This is a genomic window from Sphingomonas sp. 10B4 (assembly GCF_035019905.1).
Lineage (GTDB): Bacteria > Pseudomonadota > Alphaproteobacteria > Sphingomonadales > Sphingomonadaceae > Sphingomonas > Sphingomonas glacialis.
In genome coordinates, this window is record NZ_JASJVC010000005.1 from 24,231 (window position 1) to 46,837 (window position 22,607).

Consider the following 22,607-nt stretch of genomic DNA (forward strand, 5'->3'; position numbering starts at 1 on the left):
ATGGCCGCCGCCCCGGCAAAGACCGGGAAACGTGCGGATGGATGGGATCCGACACGATCGGCGGCGGGCAGCTACAGCCCGTGGCTGATCGTCGCGATCATCTCGATCCCGACGTTCATGGAGGTGCTCGACACCTCGATCGCGAACGTCGCGCTCGATCACATCGCCGGCGGCCTGTCGGTATCCAACGACCAGGCAACGTGGGTGCTGACCAGCTACCTCGTCGCCAATGCGATCATCATCCCGATCAGCGGCTGGCTGTCCGACGTGATCGGGCGGAAACGCTATTTCATGATTTCGATCGGTCTGTTCACCCTGTCGTCGCTGATGTGCGGCCTGGCGCCGAACCTGTCGACGCTCGTCATCGCGCGTGTGCTGCAAGGGATCGGCGGTGGCGGCCTCGCGCCGGTCGAGCAATCGATGCTTGCCGATACCTTTCCGCCCCGACTGCGCGGGATGGCGTTTGCGGCGTTCGCGATCGTGGTGGTGGTGGGACCAGTGCTCGGGCCGACGCTCGGCGGCTATATCACCGAGAATTCGAGCTGGCATTGGGTGTTCCTGATCAACGTGCCGATCGGCATCGTGTCGCTCTTCCTCGTCAATCTGTTCGTCGACGAGCCGAAGGCGATCAAGGACGATCGCGCCAAGTTGCTCAAGCGCGGCATCCGTGTCGATTATATCGGCATCCTGCTGATTGCGCTCGGCCTCGGCTTCTTCGAGCTGACACTCGATCGCGGCGAGCGCGAGGACTGGTTTTCGAGCGGTCTGATCATCACCACCGCGACGATCTCGGCGCTGTCGTTGATCGCGCTCGCCTTCTGGGAAACCAACCACCCCGAGCCCGTGCTTGACTTGAAATTGCTCAAGAACCGCAATTTCTCGCTAACGCTGCTGGTGATGGGTGTGACCGGCATGATCCTGTTCGGCACGACGCAGCTGATTCCGCAGATGTTGCAGCAGGTGCTGGGCTACACGTCGTTCCAGGCAGGGCTCGCACTGACGTTCGGCGGGGTGGCGACGCTCGTGATGGTGCCGTTCGCCGGTCGGCTGTCGGGCGTCGTCGATGTCCGGCTGCTGCTCTTCCCGGCGCTGCTCGTCCAGGCTTTCGCGCTGTGGAATATGACGCACCTCAATGCCGACATCACGTTCCTCGATGCCGGCGTTGCGCGGCTCTATCAGGCGATGGGGCTGCCGTTCCTGTTCGTCCCGATCAGCGCGGTCGCTTATGTCGGGTTGCCGCAGAACAAGACCGCGCAAGCGTCGAGCATGCTCAACGTCGCGCGCAATCTTGGCGGGTCGATCGGCATCTCGGCGTCGCAGACGCTGCTGGCGTCGGGCTTGCAGCGTCATCAGTCGGAACTGGTCAATGGCCTGAGCCCGCTCAACCCCAATTACAACGAGTGGCTCGCCAAGGCGGGGGGCGCGTTTGGCGGGGTAGGGGATCCGACGACGACGCCGCTCGCGGTGCTCTATCAGACGGTGCAGCGCCAGGCGTCGATGCTGGCGTTCCTCGACGTCTTTCATTCACTGATGATCGTGGTGCTCTGCATAGCCCCGGTCGTCTTCTTTATGCGCTCCGGCAAGTCCGGTGGCTCCGGTGGAGGCATGGCCCATTGACCCGCTCTCTCGTCACGACTGCGCTGCTGGGCGCGACTCTGGTCGCCGGCTGCACCGTTGGCCCGAACTATCACGCGCCCGAAATGGCGGTGCCGCCCGCCTTCAGCGAGCCGCAAGCCACCGCTCCCGGCGCGACGATCGACCCGGCACACTGGTGGACCGCGTTCGGCGATCCGACGCTGACCTCGCTCGTCGAGCGCGCGCTGAAGGACAGTCCGAACATCGCGATCGCTGGCTCGCGCGTCCGCCAGGCACGGCTGCAGGAGATCGCGGCGCACGCGATCGGCAAACCGACGGTCGATGCGACGGGCAATGTGACGCATGTCGAGTTCAGCAGGAACGCTGGCTTCTCCTCGCTCGCCAGCCTGTTCTCGGGCGGCGGCGCGGGTGGTTCGGTGAGCTCGGGAGGAATCGCGCTGCCGGGCAGCGGCATCACCACCTATGCCGCAGGCTTCGATGCGAGCTGGGAGATCGATCTGTTCGGCGGTGGGCGGCGGAGCGTCGAGGGCGCTCTGGCGCGCACCGACGCCGCGATCTGGTCGCAACGCGATGCCGCGGTCACGCTTGGTGCTGAAGTGGCGCAGGCCTATTTCGCGATGCGGCTCGATCAAGCGCAGATCGCAGTGGTCGAGGACGAACTCGGGCGACAGCGTCGATCGCTGCAGATCGCCGGGAACGTCGCCAAGGTCGGGCTCTCGCCGCAGATCGACGTGACGCGTCAGCAGCAGCAGATCACCACGCTCGAAGCGCGGCTCGAGCCGCTGCGCGCGGATGTGCGCGTCCGGATCCACGCGCTGGGTATCCTGCTTGGCGCGCAACCTGAAAGCCTGACCGCCGAGCTGACCGCGCCGTTACCGCCATTGCAGGCCATGCCCGTCGTGCCGGCAGGGCTGCCATCGGATTTGCTGCGGCGGCGTCCCGATATTCGCATGGCCGAGCGCAATCTCGCGGCGTCGACCGCCGATATCGGTGTCGCGGTGGCCGACCTGTATCCCAAGTTCAAACTCACCGGGATGGCGGAGCTCCTGTCGACGTCGCTCGCCTCGCTGTTCTCGCGCGACAGCATCCAGGCAACGGGCGTCGGCGGCGTGACGTTTCCGCTGCTCGACTGGGGCCGGCGTCGTGCGACGGTCGGCGTCCGCAAGGAGGACCGCGAACAGGCGTATCTCCAATATCAGGCAACGGTGCTTGGCGCGTTGCGCGATGTCGAGGATCCGCTCGCGCGGATCGACGCCGAGCGACGGCGCAACGCGGCGCTGCGTCGCGCGGTCGCCGATGCGGAAGCGACCAACCATGCGGTCTATGCGCAATATAGTGCAGGGTTCGTTGCGCAGAACGCGTTGATCGACGCGCAAGTCACCGTGCTCAGCGCGCGCGAGCAACTCGTCGCGAGCGACGCGCAGTTGCGGCAGGACACGGCGGCGTTGTTCAAGGCGATCGGCGGGGGCTGGGAGGAAGCCAAGGCCGGGTGATTGGCAGCGGTTCGCTCGACGCCTAGGATTGGCCGATGGACCTTTCCGACGACCTGCAAACCGCCGCGCTGGCGCATCTCGAAGCGCTGATCGGTTTCGACACCACATCGCGCGATTCGAACCTTCGGCTGATCGAATATGTCGAGGCGTACCTCGGCGACCTCGGCGTTGAGTCGCGTCGCGTCGCGAATGCCGATGGTTCGAAGGCCAATCTCTACGCAACGATCGGGCCGGCCGTGCCGGGCGGGGTGGTCCTGTCAGGACATACCGATGTCGTGCCCGTCGACGGGCAGGCGTGGACGAGCGATCCGTTTACGCTGACACCCCGCGGCGAGCGGCTTTACGGTCGCGGAACATGCGACATGAAGGGCTTTCTCGCGCTGGCGCTGGCGGCGGTCCCGGCCTTTGCGCGCGGCAAAACCGCTCGGCCGCTGCATCTGGCCTTTTCCTATGACGAGGAGGTCGGCTGCCTCGGCGCGCCGTCGATGATCCGCGCACTGGTCGCCGAGCTGCCGGCGCCAATCGCCGTCATCGTCGGCGAGCCGACCGATATGGAGGTCGTGAGCGGCCATAAGGGCATCTCGACCTGGCGCGTGACGGTGACGGGGCACGAGGCGCACTCGAGCCTGACGCACCTCGGAGTCTCGGCCAATATGGTCGCGATTGGGCTCATGGCCCGATTGCGCATACTGGCCGAATCGTTCGAGCGGCATCCCGATCCCGAATCGCTCTATCACCCCCCGCATGCGACCCTCACGATCGGCCTGATGCAGGGTGGGACTGCGGTGAACATCCTGGCACGCGAGTGCGGCTTCACCTTCGATCTGCGGACGCCGCCGGGGCAGGATCCGGATACGATCATCGCGCCGTTCCTTGCCGCCTGCGCGGAGGAAGATCAGGCGCTCAAGGCGCGGTTTACCGACGCCGGTGTCGTTGTCGCGCGTCGCTCCCGAACGCCTTCGTTCGCGCCCGAGCCCGGTGGTGCGGCCGAAACGCTGGCGCGGCGCCTGGCTGGAGACAATGGTCCGGCGCGTGTCGTGCCCTATGCAGCCGAGGCCGGGCAATTTCAGGGTGCGGGATTTTCGACGATCATCTGCGGGCCGGGCTCGATCGAGCAAGCGCATCAGGCGGATGAGTATCTGGAGATCGCTCAATTCGAGCGCGGCGCGGCGTTTATGCGGCGGCTGATAGAGGCGTTGCGTTAGGGCGAAAAAATATTTGGAGGCGAAGCCGCCAGGCTAACTGCGCTCTACGTCAATTGCCGGGTCAGAAACGATTTTAAGCTGTTCTGTGGTTACTGCGGCCGAATTTTAAACCGACATATTAAAATCAGGGCATGATGACCCGACACGTCCGATAAATCGCTCCAAAAAGGACCTAATCTCGGTCGTGTCGGGTCGGAACGAGGTTCAGAAGGGGCGCGAAGATTCACCGTAGATCATCGCGAGGATAAAACGCAGCATTACTTTTCTCCCATGTGACACCCAGTCGGGTGCGAAACATGCTTAATATACTGTTAAGGATGAAGCAATCCGGCTTTTGGGGTTTCGGAACGGGCAAGCGCGCCTTAACTGTTCTTTCAATGCTGGGGGTTAGCCCAGTGTCATGGCGCGCATCCTGCAACCTCACCTTTCTCCCCGGCGTCCGGCCCGGGGTTCATCGCCACGCGGTGCTGCCGATGGCGCCACTACCGTGGCCAGCGTCGCACCCTCGCGCCGCACCAGCGTAAAACGTGGTCTGCAACGCGGTGCGGCGACTCTGCGCATCGGTGCATGGCAGTTCGTGTGCCTCGTCCAGATCGGGAATTTTGCCGCGCTGCGCCGTCATCTCGGGCCAACTCGCGCCGAAGACCTCGCACGCGAACTCGAGGCGCGCATTGCGGTGGCGTTGCCCGAGGCGTCGAGCTTGGCGATTGGTCGTGCTACCATCGAAGTGGCGTTTATCGGTGACGGCTTCGGAGCGCTTGAAGCTGCTGTTGCAAAATTGCGAGAGGCAACGGCGCGACCGTTCGACATCGACACCGAATTGCACGCTTTCGAGATTCTGGTGGGGGCAGCCGGGGCGCCGCGTGGTACGACCGAAGACGTCCGCTTGGTCGAAGAAGCCGAAGGGGCGCTCGACGATACCCATGCCGATCAGGAGACCGTCCTGCGCGATCTATCGGCGGGCACTGCCGCGTTCGATCGGCTGACACTGACGCGCGAGCTGCCGCGTGCCATCGCGGGTGGCGAGATGTTCCTTCAGTATCAGCCCAAGGTGCATGTTCGTAAGCAGGAAATCACCAGCGCCGAGGCATTGGTCCGCTGGCAGCACCCGACTCGCGGATTGATCCTGCCCGGTGACTTCATCACCGTCGCCGAGGAAGCTCGGCAAATTTCCGCACTGACGCTTTGGACGATCGACGAGGTGATCCGCGACCAGCGCGTGCTCGCCGCCGACGGCCATGACCTGACGATCTTCATCAACATTTCCGGCCAGTTGCTCGGCGACAAGCATTTCGTCGAAACGGCATGCGCTGCAGTGCGCGAAGGCGGCGTCAAGATCGGCTTTGAGATCACCGAGACCGCCGTCATTCGCGATCCGGAATGCGCCATCGCCAATCTGCAGATTCTGGCTGATCAAGGCATTGTCATTGCGATCGACGATTATGGGGCGGGGCTTTCGTCGCTCGCCTATCTCAAACAGCTGCCGGCGCGCGAGCTCAAGATCGACAAGATGTTTGTCTTGCAATTGACCAGCAGCAATCGCGATCCCTTGATCGTGCGGTCGACGATCGACCTCGCGCATGCGCTCGACATGGAAGTGACGGCCGAAGGCGTCGAGACCCAAGCGGCGATGGCGCTCCTATCGGTGATGGGGTGCGATATGATCCAGGGATATCTGATCAGCCGCCCGGTCTCGATTGATGCCTTTCGGCGCTTCCTCCACGATTACCGCGAGCGCCCGGCGGAGGATCCGCGCAAGTCGATGTTCCAGCGTTCGGCAGCGTTCTGGAAAAGTGCCTAATGGCTCTGATGCGGCAGGTTAGCGTCGCTTTAACATTTTAGGCTGCAAAAGGCAGTGATGTGGCGCGTGCTTCTCCGGACTTTTGCTCTCACGGTACTCGCGTTTGCGATACCGGTGGCGGCTGCTGACGTTCAGGTTGGGAAAGACGACTCCACGAACGAGGCGAGCTACAAGGCGCTCGTCGCCGACTCGATGGCCAAGATGATGACCGATCCGGCGAAGGCGATCCTGCAGGCGAAAGCTGCGGAGCGTACCAGCGCAGTCATGGTTGGTCGCGGCAAGATCATCGCTGTAGCAACCGCGCAGTGGCTACAAGGAGAGGCATTTCTCCGGCTCAACGATCTCGACCGGGCAAAGCCCCTTATTGATCATGCCATTGGTCTCGTCGCCAAAGCTGGTCCTCCCACTAAGCTGTATGGCGATCTGCTGCTTTCGCGCGGCGGCTTGAAGATGGCGCAGGCCGATGTCGCCGGTGCGCTTGCGGCATATCAGCAGGCCCACGAAGTCTTCCGAGCTGTCGGCGAAACGCGAAGCCAAGCGATAGCAATCGTTTTGATTGGTGTACTGTATCAAGAAGCCGGAAATCAGGAGCAGGCACTAAAATATTTCGCAAAGTCTCTGGACGTCTATCAAGGTGATCCGAAAACATCTTTTTCGGTCTATATCAATCGGGGGATTTCGTTGCAGGAACTGCATCGAATTCCGGAGGCGCAAATCGAGTTTCGCAAGGCTCTGGCAATTGCGCGTCGACTGGCCAGTCCGGCGATGGAGGCGCAGACGCTCCGCAACATCGCCAGAGGTCAACTTTTGGCAGGGCAACCCGTCGAGGCCGATCGCTCGGTTGCGCTCGGCCTTGCGGCAGCGAATGGTGCTGAAGCTAGGTCGGCGCTGAACCACTTCCTCGTCCTCTCTGCTTGGTCTGCCCGGCTGCGCAACCATATGCCGCTCGCCGAACGACTGATCACCCGCGCCTTTGCCAGTGTCGATCCCGAAGCCCCCACGCTCGACGTTCGCGAGGCGCATCAGACCGCTTATGATATCTTCAAACAGGCCGGGAATCAGGCGCAGGCGCTGATCCATCTCGAGGCGCTCAAGGCGCTCGACGACAAGACGTCCGAGCTGGCCGCTTCGGCCAACACCGCACTCGCCGCCGCGCGGTTCGATTTCGCGAGCCAGGAGCTCAACCTCGAGAAGCTCCGGCGCGCGCAACTGCAGCGCAACATCGACGATGCGAAGCTGCGTGCCCGCACTCAGCAAACGATCTTCGGAGGCGCCGCGGTCGCGACGCTGATCATCATGGCGATGCTCGCTTTCGGCTTGATCACGATCCGCCGCAGCCGCAACGAGGTGCGCGCTGCCAACGTCGACCTTGCCAGGACCAATGCCGCGCTCGCCAAGGCGCTCGCCGCCAAGACCGAGTTTCTCGCGACGACCAGCCACGAGATCCGCACGCCGCTCAACGGCATCCTCGGCATGACGCAGGTGATGCTCGCCGACCGGACGCTAACCGATTCGTTGCGGGATCGGATCGGCGTCGTCCACGGTGCGGGCGTCTCGATGCGGGCCCTCGTCGACGACATTCTCGATGTGGCGAAGATGGAAACCGGCAACCTCACGCTCGAAGACGTGCCGTACGATCTCAAGGCTACGCTGCGCGACGTCTCACGGCTGTGGGAGGAGCAAGCGCGTGCTAAGGGCGTGCGCTTCGTGCTCGACCTCGACGGTTGCCCCGATCACGTGGTCGGCGACGCCGCGCGCGTGCGGCAGATCGCCTTCAACCTGTTGTCGAACGCGCTGAAGTTCACCGCGGCGGGTGAAATCCGGCTTGCCGCATCGGCGCGGGCTTCGGTTCTGGCGATCGCGGTCACCGACAGCGGGATCGGCATTCCCGCCGACAAGCTCGGCATCATCTTCGAATCGTTCCGACAGGTCGATGCGGGCACGACGCGGCAATTCGGCGGTACGGGTCTTGGCCTTGCCATCTGTCTGAACCTGGCCGAGGCGATGGACGGCGCGATCGGCGTCACGAGCACAGTCGGAAGTGGGTCGACCTTCACGCTCGAACTGCCGTTACGACTGGCTGCAGCCCCCGCGGCGGTCGCGGTGGATCCGGCCGTGGCGGCGACCGCGCTCCTCATTCTCGACCGCAACCCCATTTCGCGAAGCATGTTGCGCGCCGTGCTCGCCGCGCGCGCGGGCGAGATCGTGTTCGCGTCGTCGGTTGACGAAGCGGTCGCCCGGATCGGGGAGGGCGGTGTCGCCCATGTGCTGATCGATGACGGCACGATCACGGCCGAGCCGGATCTCGATGCGGCGCTTGCCACGCTCGGTAGCTGTCCCGTACGGACGACATTGTTGTGGCCTGCACCCGATGAAGCGCACCGTGTCCGTTTTTCCGTCGCAGGGATCGATCAGCTTGTCGCCAAACCGATCGCGGGCGTTGCGCTTGCGGCGGTGTTGTTCGACAGCGCCCCCGATGATAGTCGCACCGTATTCACCCGTGTCACTCAAGCGGCATGAAATAGAGATTCTGTAATGTCGTATGTGTCTTACCCCTTTAATCGCTTGGCAATGGTGTGATGAATATTCTGTTCATCGAAGACGACCCAATGAATCGCCGTGTTGTGAAGGACATGCTCGATGTCGCGGGCGCAACCATGACTGGTGCCGAGAGCGGCGAGGCCGGTCTCGCGCTGATCGACACTCAAGACTTCGTGATCGTGTTGCTCGACCTGCGCATGCCGGGGATGGATGGCTTTGAGACATTGCGCCGCATCCGCGGGCGCGGCGACGCAAAGGCCGATCTGCCGGTCATCGTCCTCACCGCCGATACTGCGGTCGATCTGCGCGAGCGGTGCCTCGCCGAGGGGGCCGACGAAGTGTTGTTCAAGCCCGTCGCAATGGACTCACTGTTCGATGCGATCGGACGGATGCTCGCCAAGGGGATTGGCGACGGGATGATCGGCTGAGCGCGCGCTGCCGGCCGGTCGCCCGAGCACGCCCTCCATTGATGCGGTCGCGCTGCCGCGTCGCGCCGGTTTGGGTTGCGACGGGGCAGGGGACCAGCCGGTAAGATAGACGATATCGAAATGCTCGACGGTCTTGCCGTCGGGCTCCGCGCGCGCCGCAAACAGGTCTGCCGCGCGCGCGAGCGTGTCGCGGCGTAACGGGGTGCGGTCGCGCAGGATGTTGGTGCCGCCCATCCCGCGCAGATCGCGGAGCAACCCACCGATGCCGCGATAGCGCACGCTCAGCGGCTCGATATCGGCAACCGGGAGCGCGAAGCCGGCGCGCATCAGCAAGTCCCCCGCTGATCGCACGTCGATTTGCGGATGGATCCGCGCCGCGGGGCGATCGCCTTCGGCCTCGCGCAGGACCGCGCGCAGCGTCGACAGCGTACCCATCCCGCAAAACGCCGCGAGGAACAGCCCATCGGGCCGCAGCGCACGCCGCGCGAGCGTCAAAGCACCCGGCAGATCGTTGACGCTGTCGAGCACGCCCACCGAGACGACCAGGTCGAACGCGCCGGCGGCAAAGGGGAGCCGGTCCTCGTCCGCCTGTATGCCGCCTGCGCGCGCCGCGAACGCCGCGCCCGCGTCGCAGCGCGTCACGGTCGCGCCTTCGGGGCCTTGCAGCGCGCCGTCGAAGCAGCCGAGATCGAGCATGTCGGTGAAGCGATGCGTCACGCTCGCCAATCGCTCGGTGATCCCGTCGAGCATCGCCGTGCGCAGGAAATCGAACGCGGCAAAGCCGGGGGCGGCGCGGTCGCGGCGAAGGCGGCGCGCATCGCGGTCGAAGATATCGGGGACACTCATTGCCGCGCTTGTGCCGCTGGCGAGGCCGCGCGACAAGGGCCGGCGTGTCGCCCTGGCTTATCCCCTTGCGCTTCGTCGCCGATTTCGCACTTCCGCCGCGCTGCCCGGGATGTGGCGGCGTGACGGGCGACGACCATCAGTTCTGCGCCGAGTGCTGGGGCAAATTGCGCTTTCTAGCGCCGCCCTGGTGTGCCGGATGCAACGGTCCGTTCGCCTATGATCGCGGCGACGACGCATTCTGTGCGCAGTGCCTCGCCGACCCGCCCGACCATGCCGGCATCCACGCCGCAGTCGCCTATGGCGAGGTCGCGCGCACCGTTGCGCTCCGCCTGAAATATGGTGGCCGCACCGCCCTCGCCGAGACCGTCGGGCGCCAGATGGCGCGGCTGATGCCCGCCGATGCGGCGTTGCTGATCCCGGTGCCGTTGCATCGCTGGCGCTTATGGTCGCGCGGCTTCAACCAGGCGGCGCTGATTGCGCACGCGCTGACGATTGCATGCGACGTGCCGAACGATCCGCTTCTGCTCCGCCGCGTGCGGGCCACACCGCCGCTGCGCGGTATGGGCGCGAGGGCGCGGGCGCGGGCAGTGGCGGGAGTGTTTCGCGTGGTCGATCCGCACGCCCGCCTGCGCGACAAGACGGTCGTCCTGATCGACGACATCTATACCAGCGGCGCCACCACCGATGCGTGCGTACGCGTCCTCTTGCGCGCGGGGGCCGCGAAGGTCTCGATCCTGTGCTGGGCGCGCGTCCTCGACGACGCGCGCGACGCTCGCTGATTGACAACACCGACTTGCGTCCACATCTTTGATCGATGCCAAAGATCGAAATCTATACCAAAGCCTTCTGTCCCTATTGCGCGCGTGCGATGAAGCTGCTCGCTTCGAAGGGCGCCACGCCCGAGGAGTTCGACATCACGATGGGCGGCCCCAAGCGTGCCGAAATGCTCGAACGTGCCAATGGCGGCACCACCGTCCCGCAGATCTTCATCGACGGGAAGCATGTCGGCGGATCGGACGATCTCGCCGCGCTCGAGCGCGCGGGCAAGCTGGACGCGCTGCTGGCGGCATGAAGATCGCGCTGGCGCAGATGACGAGCGGGATCGATCCCGCCGCCAACGCCAGGACGATCGTATCGGCCGTTGCGGACGCCGCCGCGGCCGGTGCGGCGATGCTGTTTACCCCGGAAATGTCGGGGCTGGTCGATCGGGACCGCGGCCGTGCGGCGCAGCACCTCCGCCGCGAGGAGGACGACCCGGTGCTGTCGGCCGTGCGATCGGCCGCGGCGGAGCATCGCCTTTGGGTCCATCTCGGATCGCTTGCGGTGCTCGGCCCTGACGGTCGGCTCGCGAACCGCGCATTCGTGATCGACGATAGCGGCGCGATCCGCGCGCGTTACGACAAGCTTCATCTGTTCGATGTCGATTTGCCAAGCGGGGAGAGCTGGCGCGAATCGGCGAGCTATGCCCCGGGCGCGGGCGCCGTTGTCGCGCAGACGCCAGCGGGCGCGCTTGGGCTGTCGATCTGCTACGATCTCCGCTTTGCTGATCTCTATCGCGCGTTGAGCAACGCCGGCGCGACGGTGCTCGCGGTGCCTGCCGCGTTTACCAAGCCGACTGGTGCCGCACACTGGCATGTGCTGCTCCGCGCACGCGCGATCGAGGCGGGCGCCTATGTCGTCGCCGCTGCACAGAGCGGGACGCATCAGGACGGACGGGAGACCTACGGCCATTCGCTCGTCGTCGATCCATGGGGCGAGGTGATCCTCGACATGGACGACGCGGCGGGTCTCGGTTTTGCGGAGATTGACGCGGCCCGTATCGCCGATGTGCGAGCGCGGATTCCGGTCCTCGCGCACCGTCGCCCGATCCCCGAGGTCACGTCGGCGTGATCGTGTTCGATTTGCGCTGTTCGAAGACGCACGTGTTCGAGGCGTGGTTCGGGTCCAGCCGCGCGTTTGAGAACCAGCAGGAAAGCGGCCTTCTGGCGTGCCCGATCTGCGGCGATCGCACGGTGACCAAGGCCGTGATGGCGCCCAACGTCGGCGCGAAGGGGAATAGCCGCAGCGCGGTCGCCGTCACCAAGCCGGATTCGCCAGCGCAACCCACGCCGCAAGCAATCAAGGCCGCGCTGCACGCTCTGGCCTCTGCACAGGCCCAAATGCTTGAAACCTCGCAATGGGTCGGCCGCGGTTTTGCCGACCAGGCGCGTGCGATGCATGTCGGGGAGACGGCATCCACACCGATCCACGGAGAAACCACGGTGGCAGAGGCCAAAGCGTTGATCGACGACGGCGTCCCGATCGCCGCGCTACCCCTGCCAGTCGTCCCGCCCCGATCGGTGAACTGACCGGGTTTGTTACGGCAGTCGGGTGCGGCTGACCCTATTGCGGGCGCTGGCTGGCGTGTTCTGCTTGGTGACCTGCCCGTGATACAAACATCGTGCGCAGCGTTGGTTAGAGCGAATTTGCGGTTGCCCCGCCCTGGCAGCTATGGTTCAGACCAACGGCACCGCAGGGGCCGCCGGGCTCGATCCTCCGCCAATGCTGCGAGCCTTGGCACCTCGTTCGAAACCTATCGCGACGTAACCGATAAAAGCAGGGAATACCGTAAGTGGCGAATCTAGCTGATTGCGTAGCGCATGGCATTCAATGGTTTCATTCGTTCGACTTGCCCGACGGTGAATCGATCAAGGGCTATAAGTCCGAAGCGATTCTCCGGCGCGAGGCCGCGGCGATCCTGCCCGATGACCTGACCGGCAAAAGCGTGCTCGATATCGGCGCTTGGGATGGGTATTTCTCGTTCGAGGCGGAGCGGCGCGGTGCCGCGGATGTGCTGGCGACCGATCATTTCTGCTGGTCCGGGCCGGGCTGGGGCACCAAAGACGGCTTTGATTTCATTCATTCCCGGCTTGGCTCCAAGGTCCGCTCGTTCGACGTCGAGCCATTGGGTCTGACGCCCGAAAAGTTCGGTCAGTTCGATGTCGTGCTGTTCCTCGGCGTCCTGTATCACGTCACCGACATCTACCGCCATCTCGAGGCGGCCGCGGCAATGTGCCGGGATCATTTGGTCGTCGAAACCGAGACGACGATGATCAATACCAAGGCGCCCTTGGCACGTTTCATCCAGAGCCACGAGCTCGGCGGGGATCCGACCAATTTCTGGGCGCCCAATCCCGCGCTGGTGCGCTTGCTGCTCGAGCGGTTGGGTTTTTCGCGGATCGACGTCACGATTGCCGGCAAGCCTCATGCAGTTTCCTGGTTGCCGCGAGCAGACTTGAAAACCCGCCGCATGATCGTTCACGCCTACCGCTGACAGGCCGCGTGCAACTCAACTCTGCACGGGCTGTGATGTGATCGAGATTGACCTGGGGGCGCTGCAAATCTAGGGACATCCCCGGAGCCCCCGTAGCTCAGGTGGATAGAGCGACGGTTTCCTAAACCGCAGGCCGGTGGTTCGAATCCACTCGGGGGCACCAAGCAAACCCGCAGAAATCTAGGCTTCCTTACCACCGCTGCACCTTGGGTTAAAGGTGCAGTTGGAACCTCGGTGTTTCAGGTTCCCGGATCGTTCTTTGAATGTTCCCGGTCAGGCGGTACGCTCCCGCCTCGCAAGTTCCGCCAACACAGCCGCTTCGATCAAGCGGTGCCGAGTCTCTCTCGGGCGAAGAACTGCAGGGATGCGGGCGTTGATCGCGTCGCACACTGCCAGCCTCTTCTGTACGCAGAATTTTGCCTGCATCCGGTCTCCCGCTTCATAGCGCGCCATTGCATTCTCAACAGCTTGGATCGCCTGCTCCGCGCTCGCCCGAAACCATTCGTGGTCGTGCTCGAAGTCGATCAATGCCCAATGGGCCAAGTTCTCGACCTTAGCTGCGGCGCGATCGGCAGCAACCGTGTGGACCAAGGTTACCGGCTTGAAGCCGATATCTCGGTGAATGTGGTAAAGCCTCAGCTGGATATCAGCCGTCACGCCTATCTTGTGCCAACCGTCTCCTCGGGAAACGACGTAAACTACCGATCCGGCGAAACTATCACCGTACGCCATCGCGCTTCACCCCCTCCGCGATCAGCTGCCGGATCGCCTCCGAGCGCGACCAGATGCGTTGCTTGGCGCGCCAGGCGTCCAAAGCCTCAATCTCGCTTGGCGAGATCACGAGCTGCACTCTCACGTCTTTTTTCTCCATCGCTGCCGTTTGCCACAGCGTCGGTTGCTGCACAACAGGTAGTTACACAACTCACTTGACGTGTGCAAGTGGCGGAGTTACACAACTTACACCATCTAAAAAGGCAAGCGGACATGACCCATGCAGAACTGAAACGCAAAGCGCGCTATGGACATCGGGCCTACGTTTACTGGACGGCCTCGAACGGTGAGTTCCGGTTCGCGCCTTATGGGAGGGCTGGCCTCAAGCAGGCGCTTTTGGATGTCGGGGCGCGCGGCCGGTTCTACTGGTACGATGCGGCTGGCAACAGCAACATCGCTCGCAGCCTGCCTTACATGATCCACTTGTGGCGTTGTGCTGGGAGTGCGACGGCATGACGACCGCCGTCGCCCTCCAGCCGGGAGGGGAGAAGTGATGGCGATTACGTATTTGACAAACCCACGCTGGAACGGTAGGGCAGACGGCAAGGAGCAATGCCGTCATGTCCGTTCTTTCCCAGCCCCGCTTTCACGACGAAGCCGCAGCCTTCGCGTACCTCGAAAGCATCGTTTGGGCGGACGGTTCGGTTTGCCCGCATTGCGGCGTCGTGAAGGGCCGCGTGTACGATCTGGTGGGCGTCCGTGGTAAGCCGAGCAAGAAGAGCCCGGAAGGCGCGCTGCGCCATGGCCTTAAGAAGTGCGGCGAGTGCCGCAAGCAGTTCACGGTCAAGGTCGGCACCGTGTTCGAGGACGCCAAGCTCCCGCTCCACATCATGCTCCAGGCCGTTCACCTGATGATGTCGAGCAAGAAGGGTATCAGTTCGCACCAGCTCAGCCGCGTCCTCGAAATCCAGTACAATTCGGCGTGGTTCCTGTCGCACCGCATCCGCGAGGCGATGCGTTCGGGCGATCTCGCGCCGTTCGGTTCGGGCGGCGGTATCGTTGAAGTGGACGAGACGTTCATCGGCCGCGTTAAGGGTGCGCCGGTCAAGCGCGCGTTCCATCACAAGATGAAGGTGCTGGCACTGGTCGATCGCGACAGCGGCAAGGCTCGCACGATGGTCGTGGACAACGTGACGGCCGCTACGCTGATGCCGATCGTCCTCGCCAACGTGGCCCGCGAAGCCACGATCATGACGGACGAGCATAAGGCATACACGAAGATTTCCGATCATTTTGCCGGTCACGGCACCACGACGCACAGCGCCGGGCAGTACGTCGATCTCGTTGACCGCCGCATTCACAGCAACACGGTCGAGGGATATTTCTCGATCTTCAAGCGTGGGATGAAGGGCGTTTACCAGCACTGCGGCGAGCAGCATCTGCACCGCTACCTCGCCGAGTACGAGTTCCGTTATAACAACCGGATCGCGAACGGCGTGGACGATAAGGCGCGCACCGTCGAAGGGCTCAAGGGCATCGTCGGCAAGCGCCTGACTTACCAAACAGCTCGTCACTTCGCCTAAGTTGCCTTGCGGGAATGTGTCACGCGTCCGATCGCGATGGAGGTGCAAGCCACATCGATAGGGGGGGGGTGTCGACGCAATCGTCGACACCCCTGCATACAGTGTGTCGACGTGCGGGTCGACACACTGTATCTTGCTCACATGAGCCAAATGGAATTGCCATTCGAGGGCCCCTTTACGGTTGCCGACTTCCCCGCGCTTTGGACCCCTCGCGAGATATGGGTGCGGCTGACGGCACAGATGATGCCGTTCTTTTCAGAGGGGCGACGAATAGACTATAAAGGCGGTGTCAAAGTTGATTACGCCGACATGGCCAAATACCTTAGCGCCTTCTCAAATACGCCGGACGGCGGTGTCCTTGTTTTCGGCGCAGATTCGCATGGCAAGCCTACCGGGTGCAGTAGCTTGTCATATGATCAAGCTAATAGAATTGAGCATAACCACACCCAGCTTTGCCCCGAGTCTCGGCCTGAATTTCGCAGAATACAAGCAACCGTCGATGGAAAGCCGGACTTTTGCATTGCCATCTACATACCGTACATCGGTCGTCTTATCGAAACTAACAAGCAAGAAGCTTGGATCCGTTACGGCGACTCTATTCACAAAATGAGCGACGAAGAAAAGCAGGATTTTAGATCGACGCGGCAAGAACTAACGTTCGAGCTTGCCCGCGCTCCGTACACATACCCAGACGACTTTGACGATGGGATCGTTCAAGATTTTTGCGATGGATTTAGGTCTAGAGAACGGCGAGAGAACTGGAGTAATGCTGAGATTTTGAAAGACCGGTATTTACTGACTGATGACAAAGGCGTTGTAACTCCTAACAATGCCCTCGTCCTTCTGGCCGCAAAAAGTCCCAGAAAGAGTATTCCCGGATGCCGCGTAAGAGTACAGCGTTTTGGCGATAACGTAGAGGGATCGGGTAACAGCTACACGCCACTACGAGATCGGTTCTTTGAAGGAAATGTGGTTGAGATTATAAGAGCATCTGCGGCGGAACTAGATGAATTGGTATACGATGTTACTTGGTTGAACAAAGACGGTAAGTTTGAGACGACCCCGGAATACCCGAGATGGGCTTGGTTCGAAGCACTGGTCAACGCTTGCGTACATCGCTCCTACAGCTTCGCCGGTACGGAAATTACGGTAAAGCTGTTTCCGAACCGCATGGAAATTGAGAGTCCCGGAGGGTTTGTTCCACCGGTCAACGAAACCAACTTATATCTGACTCGCGCTGCACGAAACCACCATTTCATGGATGCAATGCGCTACCTTGGATATGTCCAAATGGCGCGCGAGGGAACGAGGCGTATCAGGGAAAGCATGGCAAATTACAGCCTCCCGGACCCCATTTTCAAGCAAGAAGCGCTTCATGGCGTTGTCGTTCGAGTGACACTATTTAATGATCATCTCACTCGAAAGAGGGCATCAGACCGTGATGTAGCAGTGTACTTCGGCGTCGAACTCTGGCGAATACTACAAGAACACGAGATTGCGCTAGCAGCACACGCATATCGAAACAGGATCATACATGTTTCTGATGCATCGCGGCTAACTGGACGCACTTGGGCGACGTCAAAGAAGGACCTAGACCGCTTAGTCCGTAAAGGCGTGTTGGATTTTGTTAGTGGAACCTATGCCCGAGACGCAAAGTCTCATTATCGGTTGGTGGAGAAAACTGATGAGCAGCGATAAATCCCAACTCGACAAATTCAAGGAAGCCGCGCGAGACCTCGAAACCGACGATGACGAGGCGCGCTTTGATGAGAGGCTGCGCAAGATCGTGAAGCATAAGCCGGTGTCGGAGAAGCCTGAGTGAGCGATCAACCCGACGTTCTACTCTCAGTTTGCGCGGTCGTACTTTTTCTGCCCATCGCCGTGAAGCCTCAATGGATGTCGGCCGTCCTTAGCGCTGCTCACTCTCGAACCCGACCGCCGTCAAAGCTTGGTGTGGCAATCATGCGGTGGTGCGCAATCCTCGGGTTGGTAGCCGCAATTTTCCAACTGGCCAGAGCGGTTTTGCAGTAGGGTTTGTAAGATACGTAATCGCCGAAGTGATAGATATGCCGAACTATGCGCGTTGGCTGGCCGATGCAGTCGAGCTGATCCGCGAATGTCGCCTCGGGGATGCCTATGCCGCATGCACGGGTGACGAAGAGCGATACGAGCGGGCTTTTGACGCACTCTGCAAGTTCGAGCGGCAAGCAGCGGCAGTCCTATCCCCCCGCCCCGCAGTGGGCGCGCAAACGAAGGATGTTCTATGACCCTACCAATCGATTTCGGCGAGACCGGCATGAGCTATGCGGACGCAGCGATGCGACCATGCAGCAAGGGTGTGCCGCAGACGCAGCTTACCGCCCAACTGGACGTTGAGGCGCTGGTGGGGCGGTTGCTCTTATATGGAGCACGGCCAGCTGATGAAAGCTCAAGGGGGTTCATCGGTACATATATCAGCCTATGCAACCAAGCTGCGGCCGCGCTTTCGTCTGTTGGGGTTCCAGACGAGGTTATCAGAGAGGCTTACAAAGTAGGCTATAACGATGGTGCCGATGAGGATTACAATCCCGATGCCTGTGCAGCCCTCGCCGCGCTCGCCCACATCACCGGCGAGGACGCGCGGGTTTCGGCTGCGGTTGCGGGGGCTGCCGATAGGTTTGAGGCAGCCATCAGCGAAGGATATCCGGCGCCAGCCAACAAGGTTGGTCAGTGCGAGCATGGTCAATTCGGCTGGGAAGACTGCATCGCCTGCTACGATGAGGCGCTGCTTGCCGCATGTTTCGCTATCAGGGAGACGCCAAGTGCAGAATGAGAGAGACGCGATGGAGTATGAGAAGGCGTATTTCGAACGGGGTATGTTCGCAGCCGATATGTGGATGATCACGAGGAAACGAGGTGATCAGCTTTCAGACGCAGTGGTAGATCATGCGTGGGATCACCGCGACGACGGCATGGGGCCTACCGAATGCTTGCCTAAGCGTTCTTCCACCCATCCCCCAGCGCCAGAGGATGCGGGGACGGTCGAGCGGGTGGGAACGCCGGGGCCGCGGATAGCCTAGAGCCCGCCGCTACTTACTCACACTATCCAACCCCAGCGCCCAATCCCGAGCCTTCATCGCGTAGGTTGCTGCACCGGAGCAGGCTTGCACGTCAGTGTTAGCCACGACGGAATAGCCGGACAGGTCAGCAGGAACGCCGGCACTGCCACCCGAGGTGGCGGGAGCGGTTCCGCTGGCTGCACCACCAGCGGCGCAGACTGGCACCCGGTGAGCAGCGATAAAGCGATCAGTGTCGGTACTAGCAGCCGCCATCCCGGCAGCGTATGCGGTGTCTGCGTCATTGGCGTGTCCTTTGTATCGGGCCTCGGTGTCGGCGATGGCCTGTTTTGCTTTGGCGAGCGCGAGATCCTGCGCAGGTTTGACGAGCGCAAGGACGGCGGCTTGCTTGCGGGAGGTTGCCCGCCACTGGTTTCGGTCGATGGCGGTGAAGGTCAGGGCGATGGCGAGGCCAGCCGATGCAGCAGCGCCGAGCAGCCATTTCCAGTTTGCGAGGATGTAGAGCAGGATCACTTCGCCCCTCCCTGCGTCGTCACGCTCACATCGCCGCTGTCCGTCGTCGCGACAGGGTTCTGGCGGGTGCTAGGGATGCGCAGAACGCCGATCAGCCCGCCCGTGACAGTGCCGATGCCGAAGTCTGCCACATGGCCCAGGATGCCAGGCACAAACGCAGCGATCAGCATGGAGCCGACAAGCGCAATCACCAAGGCTGCGAGCGTCGCCATGTATGCGATAAGCTGTTCTTGAGCGTTCATTTCGCTTCCCGATACATTTCAGCCTCAGCAGCACGGCGGCGCGTCAGGCCAGCCATGACCTTGCCTGCTGCCTTGTTCCATTTCCCGAACTCGAGCGCTGCGCCGGCATAGTCGCCAGCGTTGTGCTTCTTGATCAGCGTGGAGGTTGCCAGATTGCCCAGCCCGAGGTTGAAGGCGAACGACACCAGCGCATCGAACTGGCTTTGGGTGGTCTTGTGCGCTCCGACGAGCGCGGTAACGCCCGATCCGAAGCGCGCCAGATCCGATCGCAGCCAGTCGTCCGACATGGCCTTCGTGACGACCATGCCGCGCTTCACATCGGGGCCAGTGTGGCCGACGCCAGCCGTGTAGGGCGCTGCGCCTGTGGCGGGATCGGGATAGACCCTCAGTTCCTCACCTTCGAACGAGCGGACGAGATCCGCACAGGCTTTGCTAGGTGTCATGCCTTCGTCTCCAATTTATCGAGCAGCGCCGGCAGCCAGTCGCGCCAATTCTTGAGCGCCTGCTCGGCATCGCGTTTCGCGTTCCAGCCGTCGCCGTTCTCGTAGGATGAGTTGGCGACAGCGATCAGGTAGCGGAGGTTCTCGGTCACAGAAGTCTCCCAACCTCTTGAGCGAACTCGAAAGGGTCTTTGGCGTTTTTCTTCAGGTTGCAGGGCGGGCACGCGATGACGAGGTTGTGTAGCTCGTGCTCACCCCCGCGCGCTAACGGCACATAATGGTCGACATGGAAGGATTTTGCGCAGGCTTTACCGCACCAGTAGCAGCGCTTTGGCTGCGCAATCGTCCAGTCGTTCAGAGCTTTCCCACCGACCCCCGTTGCCGTCCGAGCACGACGGCGACCGCTGTAGGCCTTCGAAATCGCAGCGCGCTTCTCAGGGTTGCGCTTCGCCCATGCGAGCGCTCGCGCACGGCAGGCTTGCGGATCGCGCTGCCGATATTCTTGATCGTAAACACGCTTATGATCTTTCGTATCGATCGCGCGCTGGCGGACCTTGGCAATAAATGCCGGGTCATCCCGAACACTTTTATACCAGCGCTTCTTGCCCGCTAGAAGTTGGTCGCGGTTGCGTTCGCGCCAAGCGTTGTTGCTTGCTCTACGGCCTGCGCCGGACTCAGCATAGCGTGCGCGCAACTTCGCGTTTGCACCATCGATATCGGAACCGCGCGCTGCCTTTTTTGCTTTTCGGCAGCATTCGCGGCAACGAGGTTGAAGGCCAGTAGTAGCACGAGCATCCGGTGAAAATTCCGAATACGGCTTATCTAGCTTGCACGCGCTGCATGCTTTAGAAACAACGGTAGCCATCGGGCGCTCCAACGCTCGTGTGGTCAGGATCGAGGGTAGCGCGCCAACGCTGCCCCGATCCGTCCGTTCTATCATTGTTCCTATCATGCGGCAAGCATTTCGGGCGTTATAGTCGTCGTTCCGACCTCGCCAAAAACATTGTGATAGGTGACGGCAGTAATCGCGCGCTCGCTCAACCAACCGCCACGCGCGGCATAAGCATCCTTCGCGGCTAAGGTGGGGTGCTGAATTACCCGCGCGCCAGAATGTTCTTTGTCCTCTTTGTGGTGCCGATGCCCGGTATGGATATATACCTTGCTGCACCCGCCCCACATCGATCGGAACTGATCAGCGAAGAAGGCCGGAAGCTGGTCGTTCTTTTTCAGGTGTCCGTGGTGGAAGCCAAGCATGGTATTGCCCCACGCAAAGGCAAAATAGGGCAATTCGCTATCGTGCACCGCGACGCGAGGCTCATTCTCATAGAGCGCGCCAAATAGCTTTCGAAGCCAAAGCGACGACGAGATATCGTGGTTGCCTTCGAGTATCAGCAGCCGGACGTTGCGATGCTTTTGGAGGGCGAGCGAAACAAGCTGGCGAATAAGCCGGATCGCAACTTCCACGACTTTGCCGAAACGGCTGTCAGCATCGAGTACATGGCCGTGGCCGGGGGTGACGGGCAGCAGACCATCCCAATGCATGAAGTCGCCTTGAAACGACACAACGCCGGTATCGGCTGGCGGGGATTGCGCCACCATCGCTTGCATCGCGGCCATACCGACCGCTTCCGCAATCTTCACGTCCCAATCAGCCCCACCCTCTTTGTGCCAGCAAAGCGCGCCAAGGTGGAAATCGGTGAACGTGTAGAGCGTTAGGAGATGCTTTAGCGTTAGGTTCGGCACGCGTTCTGGCGATAACCGGGGAAGCGCTTCCGCCATCGCCTCAGCCGCAGCGCGCATTGCTTCCGCTTGCCGCGCCTCATCGGGCATGTAGCGTTGGTGTATCCGCTCAATCCCGTTCGGCCCCGACGTGACCGTAAGCCGCCCCTTGATATGCGTCGTGGGGATGGCGGATGCGTCTAGCTGGCCTTCCGGCACCTGGCGTTCGTGCGTCCGCTCAACCCCATCCTTACCGCGCGTGATATTGACGCGATCCACGATAAAGCCGGGGGCGGTCCCGCTCGTCCAATGGCCCGGAGCCATGCCACTGCGAGCCGCGATCTTTAGCCTCGTTCGCAACGTCGAAGGCGCAATCCCCAGCGCCGCAGCCGCGTGCACCATGTTGTTGCCGTGCTCGGCGTAACCCTTGACCGCCTCGGCCAGCAGTTCGTCGCTCAGTGGTGGCGTTACCATTATTCCCCCTCGACCGGCGCAGCGGCCTGGTCATATGTTTCGGCCACCTCGCGAACACCGCGGCTAAGCGCGTCATCCTCGGAGTATTCTGGATCTATCACCGGGGAATGCCCGGCGTAGGTGGGTCGCCAATGCCAGGTATGCGGCGCGGTTCGGTGATACTGGCTGGAGTAGGAGGCGGCGGAACCACACCTACCGAGCGACCGAATAGCCACACCGCGCTAAAGATGCTCGCGATTGCCATCATGACCGAAAGCCAATTCGGGAACTTGCCGATCAGGCTATGGGCACCCTCACGCCGGTTCTTATCGCCCTTTAGGTCTGTTATATCGATCTCAGTTGCGTGGACGCGCTCCTCCAGATCATTGAACCGCCGATCGCGTTCCTCGAGCCGAATGACCCGCTCGCGCACATCGGATGTCGCTTCGCTATTCGCGCGAATATCTCGGCTCATGGCGGACAAGCTATCGCGGATCTGCGTAAGCACTTGTAGCGTCATTCCTTGCGTAGAGCCCAACAGGTGGGGGGAGAGCGCGTCTTCCATCAGCCCAGCATCTCGATCGCGTCTGTCGCAGTCTGCCGCAGATCGGGCAGGGGCGCTGCGCATACGCCGGGAACAGCCGGCGCAGATCCGCTAGTGGGCTCG

Annotated in this window: 27 protein-coding genes and 1 tRNA gene; 17 read left to right on the forward strand and 11 right to left on the reverse strand. The window is 62.1% G+C overall.

Features of this window, described 5'->3' with window-relative positions; translation table 11 throughout:
* The 6 genes from QN347_RS02480 (at nt 1) to QN347_RS02505 (ending at nt 9,064) form a co-directional block, all read left to right on the forward strand.
* Complete coding sequence (locus QN347_RS02480; RefSeq protein ID WP_189674947.1) at nt 1–1,617, forward strand: DHA2 family efflux MFS transporter permease subunit; 1,617 nt, start codon at nt 1–3, stop codon at nt 1,615–1,617.
* Complete coding sequence (locus tag QN347_RS02485) at nt 1,614–3,089, forward strand: efflux transporter outer membrane subunit (protein WP_322163289.1); 1,476 nt, start codon at nt 1,614–1,616, stop codon at nt 3,087–3,089. Before QN347_RS02480 ends, QN347_RS02485 begins: the two co-directional genes overlap by 4 nt.
* 35 nt (nt 3,090–3,124) lie before the next feature.
* Nucleotides 3,125–4,294 (forward strand): acetylornithine deacetylase, encoded by a 1,170-nt coding sequence (argE, locus tag QN347_RS02490; protein WP_322163291.1) that lies wholly within the window; start codon nt 3,125–3,127, stop codon nt 4,292–4,294.
* Nucleotides 4,295–4,694: 400 nt separating this feature from the next.
* A complete protein-coding gene (locus QN347_RS02495) occupies nt 4,695–6,095 on the forward strand; it encodes an EAL domain-containing protein (protein WP_322163292.1) in 1,401 nt (466 codons plus the stop codon).
* 57 nt (nt 6,096–6,152) lie between these two features.
* Nucleotides 6,153–8,615 (forward strand): ATP-binding protein, encoded by a 2,463-nt coding sequence (locus tag QN347_RS02500; protein ID WP_322163293.1) that lies wholly within the window; start codon nt 6,153–6,155, stop codon nt 8,613–8,615.
* A gap of 59 nt (nt 8,616–8,674) precedes the next feature.
* The gene (locus QN347_RS02505; protein ID WP_133188797.1) at nt 8,675–9,064 is read left to right on the forward strand and encodes a response regulator; all 390 of its coding nucleotides are present in this window, start codon (nt 8,675–8,677) and stop codon (nt 9,062–9,064) included.
* Here the strand turns inward: QN347_RS02505 and QN347_RS02510 are convergent.
* Entirely contained in the window at nt 9,002–9,910 is a 909-nt protein-coding gene (locus tag QN347_RS02510; RefSeq protein ID WP_206365659.1) for a methyltransferase domain-containing protein, read from the reverse strand. The genes QN347_RS02505 and QN347_RS02510 overlap by 63 nt on opposite strands.
* Before the next feature lie 44 nt (nt 9,911–9,954).
* Between QN347_RS02510 and QN347_RS02515 the strand changes: the two genes are divergently transcribed.
* From QN347_RS02515 to QN347_RS02540, 6 genes are all read left to right on the forward strand, one after another.
* Nucleotides 9,955–10,689 carry a ComF family protein gene (locus tag QN347_RS02515; protein ID WP_322163296.1) on the forward strand — a complete coding sequence of 245 codons (735 nt, stop codon included), beginning with the start codon at nt 9,955–9,957 and terminating at the stop codon, nt 10,687–10,689.
* A gap of 35 nt (nt 10,690–10,724) precedes the next feature.
* A complete protein-coding gene (grxC, locus tag QN347_RS02520) occupies nt 10,725–10,982 on the forward strand; it encodes a glutaredoxin 3 (RefSeq protein ID WP_133188791.1) in 258 nt (85 codons plus the stop codon).
* Nucleotides 10,979–11,800, forward strand: a complete 822-nt coding sequence (locus tag QN347_RS02525; protein WP_322163299.1) for a carbon-nitrogen hydrolase family protein — start codon at nt 10,979–10,981, stop codon at nt 11,798–11,800. The genes grxC and QN347_RS02525 overlap by 4 nt, the downstream gene beginning before the upstream one ends.
* Entirely contained in the window at nt 11,797–12,258 is a 462-nt protein-coding gene (locus QN347_RS02530; protein ID WP_322163301.1) for a DUF1178 family protein, read from the forward strand. The genes QN347_RS02525 and QN347_RS02530 overlap by 4 nt, the downstream gene beginning before the upstream one ends.
* Nucleotides 12,259–12,521: 263 nt before the next feature.
* Nucleotides 12,522–13,223 carry a class I SAM-dependent methyltransferase gene (locus tag QN347_RS02535; protein ID WP_133188785.1) on the forward strand — a complete coding sequence of 234 codons (702 nt, stop codon included), beginning with the start codon at nt 12,522–12,524 and terminating at the stop codon, nt 13,221–13,223.
* Between the two features lie 86 nt (nt 13,224–13,309).
* A tRNA-Arg gene (locus QN347_RS02540) sits at nt 13,310–13,386 on the forward strand.
* Nucleotides 13,387–13,496: 110 nt separating this feature from the next.
* Here QN347_RS02540 and QN347_RS02545 read toward each other — a convergent pair.
* Both QN347_RS02545 and QN347_RS02550 read right to left on the reverse strand, forming a co-directional pair.
* On the reverse strand, nt 13,497–13,955 hold the full coding sequence (locus QN347_RS02545; protein WP_322163305.1) for a GIY-YIG nuclease family protein: 459 nt from the start codon (nt 13,953–13,955) through the stop codon (nt 13,497–13,499).
* Nucleotides 13,942–14,127, reverse strand: coding sequence for a ribbon-helix-helix protein, CopG family (locus tag QN347_RS02550; protein WP_322163306.1), 186 nt, complete (start codon nt 14,125–14,127; stop codon nt 13,942–13,944). Before QN347_RS02550 ends, QN347_RS02545 begins: the two co-directional genes overlap by 14 nt.
* An 80-nt stretch (nt 14,128–14,207) precedes the next feature.
* Here QN347_RS02550 and QN347_RS02555 point away from each other — a divergent pair, with 80 nt between their 5' ends.
* The 4 genes from QN347_RS02555 (at nt 14,208) to QN347_RS02570 (ending at nt 17,339) form a co-directional block, all read left to right on the forward strand.
* Nucleotides 14,208–14,450 (forward strand): hypothetical protein, encoded by a 243-nt coding sequence (locus tag QN347_RS02555; RefSeq protein WP_322163308.1) that lies wholly within the window; start codon nt 14,208–14,210, stop codon nt 14,448–14,450.
* Nucleotides 14,451–14,554: 104 nt separating this feature from the next.
* Complete coding sequence (locus QN347_RS02560) at nt 14,555–15,517, forward strand: IS1595 family transposase (protein ID WP_322163310.1); 963 nt, start codon at nt 14,555–14,557, stop codon at nt 15,515–15,517.
* A 141-nt stretch (nt 15,518–15,658) separates the two neighbouring features.
* Complete coding sequence (locus tag QN347_RS02565) at nt 15,659–17,215, forward strand: ATP-binding protein (RefSeq protein ID WP_322163312.1); 1,557 nt, start codon at nt 15,659–15,661, stop codon at nt 17,213–17,215.
* Complete coding sequence (locus tag QN347_RS02570; protein ID WP_322163313.1) at nt 17,202–17,339, forward strand: hypothetical protein; 138 nt, start codon at nt 17,202–17,204, stop codon at nt 17,337–17,339. Before QN347_RS02565 ends, QN347_RS02570 begins: the two co-directional genes overlap by 14 nt.
* Nucleotides 17,340–17,436: 97 nt before the next feature.
* Here QN347_RS02570 and QN347_RS02575 read toward each other — a convergent pair whose 3' ends face one another.
* Nucleotides 17,437–17,724, reverse strand: coding sequence for a hypothetical protein (locus QN347_RS02575; RefSeq protein WP_322163314.1), 288 nt, complete (start codon nt 17,722–17,724; stop codon nt 17,437–17,439).
* Between the two features lie 56 nt (nt 17,725–17,780).
* Here QN347_RS02575 and QN347_RS02580 point away from each other — a divergent pair, with 56 nt between their 5' ends.
* Entirely contained in the window at nt 17,781–18,329 is a 549-nt protein-coding gene (locus tag QN347_RS02580; protein WP_322163315.1) for a hypothetical protein, read from the forward strand.
* A gap of 256 nt (nt 18,330–18,585) precedes the next feature.
* Here the strand turns inward: QN347_RS02580 and QN347_RS02585 are convergent, their stop codons facing one another.
* The 7 genes from QN347_RS02585 to QN347_RS02615 form a co-directional block, all read right to left on the reverse strand.
* A complete protein-coding gene (locus QN347_RS02585; protein ID WP_322163317.1) occupies nt 18,586–19,086 on the reverse strand; it encodes a hypothetical protein in 501 nt (166 codons plus the stop codon).
* Complete coding sequence (locus tag QN347_RS02590) at nt 19,083–19,328, reverse strand: hypothetical protein (protein ID WP_322163319.1); 246 nt, start codon at nt 19,326–19,328, stop codon at nt 19,083–19,085. The genes QN347_RS02585 and QN347_RS02590 overlap by 4 nt, the downstream gene beginning before the upstream one ends.
* Nucleotides 19,325–19,771: a lysozyme gene (locus QN347_RS02595; protein ID WP_322163321.1), complete on the reverse strand. Its 447-nt coding sequence runs from the start codon at nt 19,769–19,771 to the stop codon at nt 19,325–19,327. Before QN347_RS02595 ends, QN347_RS02590 begins: the two co-directional genes overlap by 4 nt.
* Complete coding sequence (locus tag QN347_RS02600) at nt 19,768–19,920, reverse strand: hypothetical protein (RefSeq protein ID WP_322163322.1); 153 nt, start codon at nt 19,918–19,920, stop codon at nt 19,768–19,770. Before QN347_RS02600 ends, QN347_RS02595 begins: the two co-directional genes overlap by 4 nt.
* The gene (locus QN347_RS02605; protein WP_322163324.1) at nt 19,917–20,633 is read right to left on the reverse strand and encodes an HNH endonuclease; all 717 of its coding nucleotides are present in this window, start codon (nt 20,631–20,633) and stop codon (nt 19,917–19,919) included. Before QN347_RS02605 ends, QN347_RS02600 begins: the two co-directional genes overlap by 4 nt.
* Nucleotides 20,634–20,716: 83 nt before the next feature.
* Nucleotides 20,717–21,961, reverse strand: coding sequence for a hypothetical protein (locus tag QN347_RS02610; protein WP_322163326.1), 1,245 nt, complete (start codon nt 21,959–21,961; stop codon nt 20,717–20,719).
* Nucleotides 21,962–22,058: 97 nt separating this feature from the next.
* The gene (locus QN347_RS02615; RefSeq protein WP_322163327.1) at nt 22,059–22,505 is read right to left on the reverse strand and encodes a hypothetical protein; all 447 of its coding nucleotides are present in this window, start codon (nt 22,503–22,505) and stop codon (nt 22,059–22,061) included.
* Nucleotides 22,506–22,607 lie beyond the last annotated feature (102 nt).